Below are 13,310 nucleotides of genomic sequence, written 5' to 3'. Positions count from 1 at the left end.
TTGTACTGTAACAAATGTCACTATTTCTATATAACAAAGGTATTTTGTGTAACAAAGAGCCCTATCTCTTCTCTATCACGGCAAGCGAAGCCTGAAAAGGTTTCGCCAATTTAGAGTTCAATTGTACTTGATCGACATCGCTGAAAATTTCCATCTCCGTCAGCCAATGTTCAAATTCCGGCGCAGGTTTTAGGCCAAGTACTTTGCGAGCATAGAGCGCATCGTGGAATGAGGTAGTCTGGTAATTAAGCATGATATCGTCAGACCCAGGAATACCCATTATAAATGTACAGCCAGCAACGCCTAATAACGTCAGTAAATTGTCCATATCATTTTGGTCTGCATAAGCATGGTTGGTGTAACAAATATCACACCCCATTGGTAAGCCAAGTAACTTGCCACAAAAATGGTCTTCCAACCCTGCACGCATAATTTGCTTTCCATCAAAAAGATATTCTGGGCCAATAAACCCTACCACCGTATTAACAAGTAATGGGTCAAAATGCCGAGCAACCGCATAAGCTCTCGCTTCACAAGTTTGTTGGTCAACACCGAAATTAGCATTTGAAGAAAGCGCTGTTCCTTGCCCAGTTTCGAAATACATAACGTTGTGACCGACTGAACCTCGTTGTAGCGATAACGCTGCATCCTGCGCTTCTTTTAGTACGTTAAGATTAACCCCAAATGTATCGTTAGTTCCTTGAGTACCACCTATTGATTGGAACACCAAATCAACTGGTGCACCTTTTTCTATAACTTCTAACGTATTGGTTACATGAGTAAGCACGCAGGACTGAGTCGGAATCTGGTAGTGTTGAATCACTTCGTCAAGAAATGATAATAACTTGATGGTCTGAGGCACGTTATCTGTAGCAGGGTTGATGCCGATAACGGCATCACCATTACCATACATCAGTCCATCAAATAAAGTTGCTGCGATGCCGTCTAACGAGTCGGTAGGGTGATTGGGTTGCAAACGCGTGGAAAATCGACCTTTTAACCCGATGGTATTGCGAAAAGCGGTCACGACCCTGCATTTTTTTGCAACCAGTATAAGATCTTGATTGCGCATGATTTTACAGACCGCAGCGACCATTTCAGGCGTGAGTCCGGGTCGTAATTTTGTTAGGGCTTGTTCATCTGCTTCTTTACTAAGTAACCAGTTTCGAAAATCCCCAACGGTCATATGAGAAATAGGAGCAAACGCGAGCATGTCGTGTGTGTCCATGATCAAACGTGTTATCTCGTCTGATTCGTAAGGAATAACCGCCTGATTCAAGAAAGTTTTAAGAGGCAAGTTGGCTAGAGTCATTTGCGCGATCACTCGTTGTTCAGCTGTTTCAGCACTTACTCCTGCGAGCATATCACCAGAACGTTCTGGTGTAGCCTTAGCCATTAACTCCGCCAATGAGTTAAAGCGGTACACTTTGTCTCCCTGTTGCCAGCGGTATGTTGCAGTCATAGCTTTCCCTCTAACTGACTTGTCTTGTATAAGATCAACAGCGACCGCGGTCGCTGTTGATAGTAACAAATAGCATCCAATCGATGGTAATGAGCTATTTATATTACGTGATGCTTTGATACTAATTAGAGATGTACTAATTAGCTATAACGATAAGGTCTGCCGGCTTTTTCCATGTCTTCATTATACTTCTTAAATATTTCGACAATCTTAGCTTTGGTCGGCGATTCTTTGGCTATCTCATCCCAGAATTCGTGTGCTTGCGATTCAACTGTCGCCCACTCTTCATCTGGAATAGTGGTTAATTGCATGTCACTACCTTCCACACGCAGTTTGGCTTCTCCTCCCCAATACCACCATTGGCGATAATAGTGTGAACTATCCATACATAACTCAAGTAGCTCTTTTAAATGGTCTGGAAGTTCATTGTAACGATCCATGTTAGCAAAGAACGAACCAATCCAAGCACCTGAAATATTATTAGTTAAGAAGTAATTAGTCACTTTAGACCAACCAACCGTGTAATCCTCGGTAATACCAGACCACGCGATACCATCTAGCTCACCAGTTTGTAATGCGACTTCTACGTCTTCCCAAGGAATAGAAACTGGTACCACGCCAAATTTGGCTAAGAAACGACCTGCCGTTGGGAAAGTAAATATTCTCAAGCCCTTAAGGTCGGCCAAACTGTTCACCGGCTCTTTAGTTGCGAAATGACATGGATCCCAAGCACCTGCCGAGATATGTTTAACCCCTACTTTTGCATACTCTTCTTTCCAAATTTCATCCAGTCCATACTGATTAAACAGGACAGGCACATCAAGTGAGTAGCGACTACCAAATGGGAAATATCCACCAAACGTAGTGACTTCAGTTGGCGATGCCATTGAATCATCATCAGATTGAACTGCATCGATTATGCCTTTTTGCATAGCGCGGAATAACTCACCCGTTGGGACAAGTTGGTCGGCAAAATACAGTTCAATCTGCATTTCTTCACCAGCGATGCGGTTAAAGGTTTCAATAGCAGGTTTGATCACATGCTCGGCAAGTGCTGGGCCTGCGTAAGTTTGCATACGCCATTTAATTTTAGGGCTAGCGGCAAATGTTTTAGCTGGAGCCAACATGGTTCCTGCGGTCAACGCTGCCGCGCCTGTTAAAAATTTACGTCTTGAGTTCATAGCTATCCCTCCGGTGGATTATTTTCTTGGCGAACTGTTTTCGCCCAGAAACTGAATTTTTTATTCGTTAATCGTTAAATAAGCATTCGCTTGTTTATTAGCCGTACACATATTCTGGTAACCACATCGCCAAACTTGGAAACACCATAATAAGAATGAGTGAGAACACCATGATGGCGACAAAAGGCCCTACTGAACCGTATATATCACGCAAGGTTATTTCTGGTGGTGCCATAGCTCGCATTAAAAACAAGTTGTAACCAAATGGTGGTGTCATGTAAGCAATTTGTGAGGTTATGGTGTAAAGAACGCCATACCAAATAAGATCAAATCCAAGTGAATGAACGAGTGGGACATATAGCGGCGCAACAATCACTAGCATTGCTGTATCATCAAGGAACGTACCCATGATAAGAAATGATAGCTGCATCAAGATCAAAATGGCCCAAGGGCTTAATCCGAGTTGTTCTGTAAACAGTTGCTCTATTGCTTTTACCGCACCTAGACCATCAAAAATAGCCCCGAATCCCAGTGCAGCAAGTATGATCCACATAAACATACATGAAATAGCAAGCGTGCTACGCACGGAATTTTCAAACACCACTTTGGTCATACGTTTTTTAATAATCGCGGCGAGTAAAGCGGCCATAGCACCAATAGCAGAACTTTCAACCAAACTTGTCCAGCCATTAACAAAAGGGATCATCATTACTGCAAATATACCAATAGGCAAAATTCCAGCACCAAGAAGGCGTAATTTTTCAGCCCTAGGAACGTTGCGCTCTGCATCACTCAAAGTCGGTCCTAAACTTGGATTAAGACGACAACGAACGGCAATATACACAATGAACAGCACTGCCATAACTAATCCAGGTACGATGCCCGCCAACCAAAGTTGGCCTACCGGCTGACGAGCTATCATGGCGTATAAAACCAGAACAACAGAAGGAGGAACTAATATACCTAGCGAGGAACCGGCTTGAATAACCCCGGTAACCATTTTTTTATCGTAATTACGCTTAAGTAATTCAGGCAATGCTATCGTTGCGCCAATCGCCATGCCGGCAACCGATAAACCGTTCATTGCAGAAACAAGAACCATAAGTCCAATGGTTCCAATAGCTAAGCCACCGGGCATTGGTCCCATCCAGACGTGAAACATTTTGTACAAGTCATCCGCTATTTTCGATTCTGAAAGGATATAACCCATAAAAATAAACATGGGTAAAGTAAGCATCGGATACCAGTTCATTAATTTCATTGCGGAAGTGAACGGAATTTCAACCCCTCCTGTCCCCCACAACATAATAGCGGCGATAGAGGCCACTGCACCAATTGCAGCAAATACACGCTGACCAGTTGCCATTAGCAACATCATCAGTGAGAACATCAATGTTGCGATCATGCCATAGCTCATTTGATTTCTACTCCTCGAATAACGGCAATATCTTTAATAAATTGTGAAATAGCTTGTAAGATCATCATTAAGAATCCAGTACACATTACGGCTTTAATCGGCCAAAGTAACGGGCGCCATGCGGAGCGAGTTCTTTGACCATATTCAAGCGAATAAAGCGTACTTTCTAAGCCTCCATAAAGCAGAACACACAAGTAAAAAATCAAAAAAAAGACAGTAAATGCGTCGACCCATGCTCTTTGTTTTACTGACCATTCACCGTAAAACAAATCCATACGAACATTTGCATTAAGCTGAATCGCATACGCGCCACCAAGGATATAGTAGGCAACCATCATGAATTGAGCAGATTCAAGCGTCCAAAGTGATGGCATAAAAAAAGTTTTGGAGATGGAGGACCACATAAGGACGCCCACAATCAGAAATATCCCATAGGTCATAAATCGGCCAATACAACGATTGAATGCATCCACATATTTAACGTAGGCAACAATAAAGCCAGGCATTTCATTTCCTTTTTACAAAAACGGCAGCAAACCGTAAAACAGCAATGTCTGCCAAATTAATCCTGTGAGCAGATGAAGCGCAATTGTCTTTACTTGGTTCAATTTTTGCTGCTTCAAACATTAATCACTCTGTCATTATTGTTATGCGAACTTTATTCCTAACTAATATCAATAATTGGCAAATATAGATAAATCATAAATAACAACAAGATAAGTAAGGGGTTGCCCTATATCGGCACAATTATCGATACGAGGACAAACATATGGAGAAATTACCACTAATGAGCAATGAACCATCTTTGTGCACGCTTCTCTCAAATGATGCAAACCATCAAGCCGACAATTTGATCAACTGGCAGCAAGAATACGATCAACTCAGTTCTGGTGGGTTTAGTGGTGTGATCAATGAAATTAACTTTCCTCATTTACACGTATTTCGCGAAGATACCAACCGTAAATTGCGGCAACAATGCCGAGTAGAAGATGGCGGCTTATGGTTAGGTTTAAGCGCAAATAACAAAAATTGTCGGATTAACAATGAACAAAATACTCAGTATCAATTTCTCTGCCGACCTGGAAGCCAGGATTTTGAATTACTAACGCCTGAGGATTTTTCGATTTTTGGTATAGTCTTACATAGTAGTTTGTTTACTAAATGTTTAGTCGATAGTGAAGATACACGTTTAGCGCAATCTATTGATAACCTGTGGCTAGAGAATATTCCCTCACACGTTCTAAATGCTTTTCATCAGTATCTATCAATACTTTTACGACCTACCTGTCGTTGGAGTCGAAGCACTCAAGAGGCTATTTTACAAGATGCTGTCCTCGATCTTCTCAATCAGGCACAATGCTCACCTACTATTCAGGTAGGCTTACATCATCGCCAATTGATCATGAAACGTGTCAATCAATATCTCACCGAATCACGGCTCAAATCCCCAGTGACAATCAACGAAATTTGTGAAGCGGTTCATGTCAGTCGGCGTACGTTGCAATACACCTTTACTCATTGCTGTGATATTTCACCTAAACAATACATAAAAACAACTCGTCTCAATCAAATTAGACGTGCTCTACTCAGTAGTGAAAATATTAAAACCATCGGTGAAATCGCGTTTGAACATGGGTTTTTCCATTTGGGCCAATTTAGCCAAGACTATAAACGCTTATTTGGTGAAACGCCTTTGCAAACACGTCAGCGCCGCTAACCTTCTGTGCGAGTTTAATAGCCTAACCTTTCCGCCAAACGTTGCTGCATAAACTCTAGAAACACCGTTACTTTTCTAGAGCGGCTCAAACGTTCAGATGATAACAACGCGACAATATCGGCGCTTTCAAGCTGATACGAAGATAGCACTCTTACCAACTGACCATTTTCAAGCTCTTCTTGTACATCCCACTCGGAGCGTTGAATAATTCCTTGTCCTGCCACACACCAATCTTTAGTGACTTGGCTAACATTGCTTGATAACACAGGAGAAATTCTAATGTTCATTTCTGTCCCTTTTGGCGCTTGAGTAAATCGCCACATTGTCGCATCTTCATTATTTTCTCTTAACGCTATACATCGGTGGTTACCAAGATCTTTAGGAGTATCTAACAACGGCGCACGGCTAAGATAGTCGGGAGACGCAAGTAAAAAACGTCGGTTTTTTGCCAATACAATACGTTTTAAGGATGAGTCTTCTAAATGCCCAATATAAAGCATGATATCGGGGCTATTGTGCACCGACCATTGAGGAATATCGGATAAATTCAATTCGATCTTAGTAAGAGGATATTGATTTTGAAATTCCGCAGCTATCGGTCCAATATGTTTTTCACCAAAACCGATAGGCGAGAGCAATCTTAAGTGGCCAGAAATTGCTATTTTTTTATTAGAAATATTTTCTTGTAAACTTTCCAACTCGGTCAGTATTTGCTGCCCTTGCCGAGCTAGAATCTCACCTTCGTTAGTGAGAGAAATTGAACGCGCATTTCTTTCAACCAATTTCACCGCGAGTTTTGCTTCAATATATTGCAAACGCTGAGACACACTCGGAGGGGTAACATTCAGAGTTCTGGCCGCAGCAGCTAACGAAGGGCTTGCTGCAACAACAATAAAAAACTCAATATCTTGTGAAGATACCATTAAGTTCAACCTTAACTATAAAGTAACAAAGCATTAATTTAACTTTATCTCGTCCCTTTATAAAGTATCAGCACTTAAAATATTTAAAGGGCAACACATAATGGAAAATATATTAAACAGCAGTTTCAGTGAATCGATAACTATCATCTTATTCTTGGTCGCTATCGTCGCTGGGTTTGTCGATGCGATTGCTGGCGGTGGAGGGTTGATAACCATTCCTGGCCTGCTGTTAGCTGGCTACCCTCCCATGGTTGCATTAGGAACAAACCGACTACAAGCAGTTATTGGAGAATTAACAACATCGGTGGTCTTTATCCTGAGTAAACAACTGCCAACCAAAGGAATTTTATTAGGTATTGTATGCACTTCTATTGGTGCTTTTTTAGGATCGATTAGTGTGAGTCTTATCGATAATGAATCCTTACAAGCACTACTCCCTTTTTTGATGATCGCAATAACCATCTACTCCATAACGTCAAGCAAACTGAAATCAACAAAAACCTCTACACCGTTATTATCTACAACACATTTTATGGTCTACAGCGGACTACTTATTGGTTTCTACAATGGTTTTTTTGGCCCTGGAACAGGTTCATTATGGATGGTTGCGTTTGTAACATTGCTCGGATATACCGTGAAACAAGCAACCATGGCGACCAAACCGGTTAATTTGATTGGCAATGTCATATCACTGATTCTATTTATTATATTAGGGCAAGTAGACTACAGCATAGGTTTACTAATGGGGGCAGGACAAATAGTTGGGTCAATTATCGGGGGTAAGTTCGTCATTGTATTTGGAACAAAATTGGTTCGTCCAGTTTTTATCGGTGTGACATTAGTCATGACGGCTAAACTGGTCCATGAAAATGTTGCTAATGTTTTGTTTGTTTAAGTTATCTAATTGCAGACTGTTGTTTTTGACCAAAAGACACAACAATTTACTCTTTACCTCATCACTTTTTCGTCGCAAAATTAGCGCATACAAAATGAATAAGAGTTGAATTCAATGTTTAAAAAATCAGTAAAATTACTGTGTGTATTAATCGGTACTTCTTTACTTGCTAGTTGCGCAAGTTACAGTATAACCGAACAAGATATGAGCCAATACCTGCAAGATAATGTTAGTTTTCAACAATCTGTTGGTATAAAAAATGTCATGTACGCCCAAGTTGATGTGAATGATTTACAGGTTAAAATTGGTCAGGTAGCAGAGGACAGAGTGTCTATTTTCGCCAACACTAAAGCGATAATACAAATGTTAAGTGTGCCTGAAATGGGTTTAGATCTAGACATTGAATTTAGCGCGATTCCAGAATATGAGCCGGAAACAGGCAAAATTTTTGTTAATTCACTGCGTTTAGAACAATTTAGTGAACTTAATGATCAATTAACACCGGAGATAGCCCAACTATTAAAACCTGCTGTTTCAATGATTGGTCAAGCGCTGTCTCAACAACCAGTTTATGAGCTAGACAGCAATGATGTAAAACAAGCATTACTTAAATCAACCAATCCTAGCTTATCAGTCAAAGACAATAAATTAGTAATCGAGCTGTTCAATTAGTACCTATTAATTAAAAATCAAAAGGGGTGAATCAACTGATTCACCCCTTTTTTCAATGCTGTTTTTGATTACTACCAGTATCTAAACCGAAACATCAGTTAGCCCTTTAGCATATCTAACGCAACCGCTTGTGCTATTTTAATGCCATCAATACCAGCCGACAAAATACCACCCGCGTAGCCTGCGCCTTCTCCGCCCGGATACAAACCACGAGTATTGATACTTTGCATGTCCGTTCCACGTTTAATCTGCACAGGTGATGAAGTACGAGTTTCGACTCCCGTTAACATCGCATCTTTACTATCAAAACCACGAATTTTTTTAGCAAAAGCAGGTAACGCTTCACGTATCGCTTCAATAGCAAAATCTGGCAGTGCATCGGTCAAATCGGTCATTTTAACATTTGGCTTGTAAGAAGGTTCAACTGCTTCGAAAGGCTTACCTTTTCCAGCTGCTAAAAAATCCCCCACCATTTGTGCCGGTGCATTATAATTACTGCCTCCCATCACATAAGCATTACGCTCCAATTTACGTTGTAACGCAATTGCTTGTAGAGGGTCGTTATTAAAATCTTCTGGTGAAATGCCCACCACAATGGCACTATTGGCGTTACGCTCACTACGAGAATACTGGCTCATACCATTGGTCACAACCGCATGTTCTTCAGAAGTCGCTGCAACTACAACGCCCCCCGGGCACATGCAGAAACTATAAACCGAGCGGCCATTTTTACAATGATGTACAAGTTTATAATCTGCTGCACCAAGTAAAGGATGACCGGCATTTTTGCCAAAACGGGCTTGATCAATCATCTCTTGTTTATGTTCGATACGAAATCCAATCGAAAAAGATTGTGCAATCATATGTACACCTTTATCGGTCAACATTTGAAAAGTATCACGCGCACTATGACCCACCGCGGCGACCACATGTTTACTGTTGATCACCTCTCCATTGTTTAAGGTAACACCCGTCACTTGTCTCTGTTCGCCATCACCTTCAATATTGATCTCATCGACCCGCGTTTCAAAACGAATCTCACCGCCTAGATCTATGATTTTTTGGCGCATTTGTGCCACCATAGTCACTAACTTATAGGTTCCGATATGCGGCTTACTGACGTAAATAATCTCAGATGGCGCACCTGCAGCAACAAATTCTTGCTTAACTTTTAATCCAAGGAAACCAGGGTCTTTAACTTGGCTATACAGCTTACCATCGGAAAACGTTCCGGCCCCACCTTCTCCAAATTGAACGTTTGACTCGGTATTTAATTCACTACTACGCCAAAAACGAAACGTATCTTTTGCTCGCTCATGGACCGATTTTCCTCGTTCCAAAACAATCGGCTTAAAGCCCATTTGAGCTAAAATTAACGCAACAAACAATCCACATGGGCCCATACCTATCACTATTGGACGCTCAGTCAATTCATCCGGCGCTTTGGCTACGTATTTATATTCGGTATCTGGAGAAACTCGCACGTTAGGATCATCATTAAAACGTTGCAATAACGCTTCTTCATCGACTTGCTGTAACGTTACATCTAGCGTGTAGATTAATGTGATTTGATTCTTTTTACGTGCGTCATAACCACGTTTAAATATATGGATATCAACCAATTGTTGTTCAGAAATAGAGAGTGTATTTAAAACATGGTCCTTTATTTCATTTTCAGCATGATCTAAAGGTAGTTTTACTTGGTTGAGGCGTATCATAATTCACCAGATAATTAGACGAAAAAATTAGCGCGTAGTTTACGTGATCTATCGACAAAATGTAATAAACATTCCTCTAGCGGCACGATTAAATAAACCATTTCCTGCCAACCAAAGAACAAATCGATCGGATTATTTAAAATAATTCACCCCTTTTGCAATTCCATCCGTTTATATAAAAAACGCATGAAAACACATAAGGACAAACACCATGAAATTAACATCAATATATGGCCTAACAGCGCTTCTCGGAACGATAACGATAATCACCGCCTGTGATAAACAAAGCAACCAACAATCTGATCTGTCCATAAACCCAATTGTCGACTCTTCAACAGCCGTTCAGCAACAAGAGCAAGAAGTGCCTGTCCCACAGAAACCAAACATTACCATAGAAAAAGAATCACACGTTATCGAGACCACAACCAAGCACGCCAGTCATTCTCTCTCTCAAGATTTATCAATGTCTAAAATGGCGATTTCTCAAGTAATGAGCAGACCTAGAATGATGCCAACTAACGATCAATTTATGCTACAACAGCAAGGTCAAGATACTTACCTGAAAAACACCAGTAATGGAGTTTTTCAGGTAATCAACACGCCACTTTCTACTTTTTCTATTGATGTAGACACAGGCAGCTACGCCAACATTCGCAGCTATCTCAACATGGGACAGACCCCTCCCGTCGACGCGATTAGAGAAGAAGCCTTTATCAATTACTTTGATTATGATTACCTACCACCTGATAATAAAAACCAACCCTTTTCAATCAACAGCGAAGTTGCACCCTCACCATGGAATGAAAAGCGTCAGCTACTTCGTATTGGGCTACAAGGCTACGATATACCTAACTCCTCACGTCAAGCATCTAACTTGGTGTTTCTAATTGATGTTTCTGGGTCAATGAATCAACCTAACAAATTACCCCTGCTGCTGCGTAGTCTGTCCACACTAGTAAACGAACTCAACGACAATGACAGCGTTAGCTTGGTCACGTACGCGGGACAGTCCCAAGTAATATTAAAACCCACTGCGGGGAGTGAGAAACAAACCATCATTAACGCACTTAAAAATCTATCGGCGGGAGGCAGTACTTATGGTGAAAGTGGAATAAATCTGGCTTATCAACAAGCACAGTCAAATTTCATTGAAAATGGGATTAACCGGATAATTCTAGCAACCGATGGAGATTTCAATGTCGGCACGACCAACATAGATTCACTTAAACAGTTAGTTGCCACAAAGCGTGAACAAGGTATTTCTCTTAGTACACTCGGGTTTGGTCGCGGTAACTACAACGATGCTATGATGGAGCAACTAGCCAACATTGGTGACGGTAATCATGCTTATATAGATACCTTACACGAAGCCAAAAAAGTACTGGTTCGTCAAATGAGTGGGACATTACAAACCATTGCTTCAGACGTGAAAATACAAATCGAATTTAACCCTCAATTAGTTAAAGAGTATCGTTTGATAGGCTATCAAAATAGACTTCTGAAAGATGAAGATTTCAATAACGATAAAGTAGATGCTGGTGAAATTGGTGCTGGTCATACAGTTACCGCACTATATGAATTAACACTTACAGGAGAAACGGGCCAAATTGACAACTTACGTTACACTGAAAAAAATACTGTTGAGACCGGTTTTATTGATGAATTAGCTCAAATAAAAGTTCGTTATAAACTTCCTCGTACATCCGTTAGTACGCTAACCACTCAAGTTATAAAAGCTAGCCAAATGAAAACACATTTTGATCAGGCAAGTCGAGATTTTCAGTTTAGTTCAGCGGTTGCTGCATTTGCTCAAAAAATTAAAAATAATCAATACATAGATCACTTGTCTTATGAAGAAATCGCCGATATTGCGCGAGAAAACCGAGGAAAAGATCCGTATAATTATCGAGGTGAATTTATCAACTTAGTGGAAATAGCGCAGACTCTTTAATGGAAAATAGATCCGACGAGCAATTAATGACCGCATTTGGCAAAGGCGAACAATCCGCTTTTGCCATACTGTACCAACGACATAAAGATCCACTCTATCGTTACTTTGTTAGACAGCTTAATAGCTCACAAAGATCGCATGCCGACGAGTTATTTCAGGATGTGTGGTTCCGTATAGTGGATAAACGTGATTCCTATATACCTTCGGCAAAATTTACTACTTGGTTATACCAGATAGCTCATAATCTTATCGTTGATGAGTTTCGTAAAAACATGTCTAGACAAGCGCACAGCTTGCAGGCTGAAAGTGAACCATTTGAAAACTTGGATGATTCCTTAGAATTAAAAAAAACGGCGCTCAAGCATTGTCTGTCTTTGCTTGCTCCTCTTCAGCGAGAGGCATTTTTACTCCGTTACGATTCAGGCTTCGAGCCAGTACAAATTTGCCAGATTGTTGGTGCTAAGTCAGAAGCAATTAAAACCCGGCTTCGCTACGCCTTAGAGCAATTACGCCAGTGTTTGACACGCAAGCTAGGGGAACGAGAATGAAAAAATTAACAGAAGATCAAGATATTATATCGCTCTATAAAAGTGATGCCAAAGAACAACCATCTGAAAAAATCAACAAAACCATTCTTGATTACGCCAAAGCTCAAAGTAAAGGACAGACCCAAATACCACAGAATAAACCACACAAGGGACAGACCCTAGAAATTAAAGGACAGGCCCAAAAAAACCTAAACTGGTGGCCGTACTTAAGCTTGGCTGCATCAGTAACTTTTATTTCTATTCTAACTCCGTGGCAATGGCTCGACCAAACGAATATTTCTCCGTCAATACCTGAAAGAAATGAAACCATTCAATTAGACAGTGTAGAACATAAAGCTATTGATTTTAATGAACTTAAAGCTCATTCAAGTCAAACTAAAACTTTTCGAAACCCATCACCAATGAAACCAGATAGCCACTCTGAGGAGTTTGAAACGATGGATAAGGTAACTCAAGGACAGTCAGCTAAAGGACAGACCGAGCCCAAACAAATAGCACAAAATACTGATCTAATATTTTCAAACATTGAACGTTTGCTAGCTGAAGGCAAACAGGATAAAGCTAGGGAGCAGTTATTGCAGTTGATCGATGACAACCCCAAATTAGAACAGCAAGTACCAGAAAGTTTGAGAGCAGCTTTACTTAAACCTGAATATGAATAGTTTCTTAAAAAGAAATAGGATAATTCAAAGGGAAAATTCAAAAGGACAGACCTAAAAAGACTGACAAAAAGACTGAGTATCCATCAAATCCATTCCAAGTTGGATCATTTTATATAGCGTTTTTATTCTTGGCGAGTATCTTATCCTTACCACTTGCCCTCTAC

12 protein-coding genes are annotated in these 13,310 nt (G+C 40.6%); 6 read left to right on the top strand and 6 right to left on the bottom strand.

The annotated features are described in order from the left end of the window. Positions 1 to 61 precede the first annotated feature (61 nt). From R3X26_RS02515 to R3X26_RS02500, 4 genes are all read right to left on the bottom strand, one after another. A complete protein-coding gene (locus tag R3X26_RS02515; RefSeq protein ID WP_317715557.1) occupies positions 62 to 1,462 on the bottom strand; it encodes an ethanolamine ammonia-lyase subunit EutB in 1,401 nt (466 codons plus the stop codon). 140 nt (positions 1,463 to 1,602) lie between these two features. Next, entirely contained in the window at positions 1,603 to 2,643 is a 1,041-nt protein-coding gene (dctP, locus tag R3X26_RS02510) for a TRAP transporter substrate-binding protein DctP (protein WP_317715556.1), read from the bottom strand. A 97-nt stretch (positions 2,644 to 2,740) separates the two neighbouring features. Then, complete coding sequence (locus R3X26_RS02505) at positions 2,741 to 4,060, bottom strand: TRAP transporter large permease subunit (protein WP_317715555.1); 1,320 nt, start codon at positions 4,058 to 4,060, stop codon at positions 2,741 to 2,743. Next, a complete protein-coding gene (locus tag R3X26_RS02500) occupies positions 4,057 to 4,566 on the bottom strand; it encodes a TRAP transporter small permease subunit (protein ID WP_317715554.1) in 510 nt (169 codons plus the stop codon). Before R3X26_RS02500 ends, R3X26_RS02505 begins: the two co-directional genes overlap by 4 nt. A gap of 263 nt (positions 4,567 to 4,829) precedes the next feature. On the opposite strand from R3X26_RS02500, the gene R3X26_RS02495 reads away from it, so the two are divergent. Next, a complete protein-coding gene (locus tag R3X26_RS02495) occupies positions 4,830 to 5,777 on the top strand; it encodes a helix-turn-helix domain-containing protein (RefSeq protein WP_317715553.1) in 948 nt (315 codons plus the stop codon). 14 nt (positions 5,778 to 5,791) lie between these two features. Here the strand turns inward: R3X26_RS02495 and R3X26_RS02490 are convergent, their stop codons facing one another. Beyond that, complete coding sequence (locus R3X26_RS02490) at positions 5,792 to 6,700, bottom strand: LysR substrate-binding domain-containing protein (protein ID WP_317715552.1); 909 nt, start codon at positions 6,698 to 6,700, stop codon at positions 5,792 to 5,794. 100 nt (positions 6,701 to 6,800) lie between these two features. Here R3X26_RS02490 and R3X26_RS02485 point away from each other — a divergent pair, with 100 nt between their 5' ends. Both R3X26_RS02485 and R3X26_RS02480 read left to right on the top strand, forming a co-directional pair. After that, positions 6,801 to 7,595, top strand: a complete 795-nt coding sequence (locus R3X26_RS02485) for a TSUP family transporter (RefSeq protein WP_317715551.1) — start codon at positions 6,801 to 6,803, stop codon at positions 7,593 to 7,595. Between the two features lie 114 nt (positions 7,596 to 7,709). Then, positions 7,710 to 8,267, top strand: a complete 558-nt coding sequence (locus R3X26_RS02480; protein WP_317715550.1) for a DUF1439 domain-containing protein — start codon at positions 7,710 to 7,712, stop codon at positions 8,265 to 8,267. Positions 8,268 to 8,365: 98 nt separating this feature from the next. On the opposite strand, the gene R3X26_RS02475 is transcribed toward R3X26_RS02480, so the two are convergent. Next, positions 8,366 to 9,985, bottom strand: coding sequence for an NAD(P)/FAD-dependent oxidoreductase (locus R3X26_RS02475; RefSeq protein WP_317715549.1), 1,620 nt, complete (start codon positions 9,983 to 9,985; stop codon positions 8,366 to 8,368). A gap of 211 nt (positions 9,986 to 10,196) precedes the next feature. Here R3X26_RS02475 and R3X26_RS02470 point away from each other — a divergent pair, with 211 nt between their 5' ends. The 3 genes from R3X26_RS02470 to R3X26_RS02460 are packed head-to-tail and all read left to right on the top strand — an operon-like array spanning position 10,197 to position 13,146. After that, positions 10,197 to 11,936, top strand: coding sequence for a VWA domain-containing protein (locus R3X26_RS02470; protein WP_317715548.1), 1,740 nt, complete (start codon positions 10,197 to 10,199; stop codon positions 11,934 to 11,936). Next, positions 11,936 to 12,484, top strand: coding sequence for a sigma-70 family RNA polymerase sigma factor (locus tag R3X26_RS02465; RefSeq protein ID WP_317715547.1), 549 nt, complete (start codon positions 11,936 to 11,938; stop codon positions 12,482 to 12,484). The genes R3X26_RS02470 and R3X26_RS02465 overlap by 1 nt, the downstream gene beginning before the upstream one ends. Continuing rightward, positions 12,481 to 13,146 carry a hypothetical protein gene (locus R3X26_RS02460; protein ID WP_317715546.1) on the top strand — a complete coding sequence of 222 codons (666 nt, stop codon included), beginning with the start codon at positions 12,481 to 12,483 and terminating at the stop codon, positions 13,144 to 13,146. The genes R3X26_RS02465 and R3X26_RS02460 overlap by 4 nt, the downstream gene beginning before the upstream one ends. The last annotated feature ends 164 nt before the right edge of the window (positions 13,147 to 13,310 follow it).

It is taken from the genome of Vibrio sp. TH_r3 (assembly GCF_033101115.1).
GTDB lineage: Bacteria > Pseudomonadota > Gammaproteobacteria > Enterobacterales > Vibrionaceae > Vibrio.
This window is presented reverse-complemented; position numbering and strand designations above follow the sequence as displayed.

Bases quoted from the DNA above. Each gene is read 5' to 3' on its own strand.
- R3X26_RS02490 (WP_317715552.1), bottom strand. From the start codon at position 6,700: ATGGTATCTTCACAAGATATTGAGTTTTTTATTGTTGTTGCAGCAAGC.
- R3X26_RS02495 (WP_317715553.1), top strand. From the start codon at position 4,830: ATGGAGAAATTACCACTAATGAGCAATGAACCATCTTTGTGCACGCTT.
- R3X26_RS02500 (WP_317715554.1), bottom strand. From the start codon at position 4,566: ATGCCTGGCTTTATTGTTGCCTACGTTAAATATGTGGATGCATTCAAT.
- R3X26_RS02470 (WP_317715548.1), top strand. From the start codon at position 10,197: ATGAAATTAACATCAATATATGGCCTAACAGCGCTTCTCGGAACGATA.
- R3X26_RS02515 (WP_317715557.1), bottom strand. From the start codon at position 1,462: ATGACTGCAACATACCGCTGGCAACAGGGAGACAAAGTGTACCGCTTT.
- dctP (WP_317715556.1), bottom strand. From the start codon at position 2,643: ATGAACTCAAGACGTAAATTTTTAACAGGCGCGGCAGCGTTGACCGCA.
- R3X26_RS02460 (WP_317715546.1), top strand. From the start codon at position 12,481: ATGAAAAAATTAACAGAAGATCAAGATATTATATCGCTCTATAAAAGT.
- R3X26_RS02480 (WP_317715550.1), top strand. From the start codon at position 7,710: ATGTTTAAAAAATCAGTAAAATTACTGTGTGTATTAATCGGTACTTCT.
- R3X26_RS02485 (WP_317715551.1), top strand. From the start codon at position 6,801: ATGGAAAATATATTAAACAGCAGTTTCAGTGAATCGATAACTATCATC.
- R3X26_RS02465 (WP_317715547.1), top strand. From the start codon at position 11,936: ATGGAAAATAGATCCGACGAGCAATTAATGACCGCATTTGGCAAAGGC.
- R3X26_RS02475 (WP_317715549.1), bottom strand. From the start codon at position 9,985: ATGATACGCCTCAACCAAGTAAAACTACCTTTAGATCATGCTGAAAAT.
- R3X26_RS02505 (WP_317715555.1), bottom strand. From the start codon at position 4,060: ATGAGCTATGGCATGATCGCAACATTGATGTTCTCACTGATGATGTTG.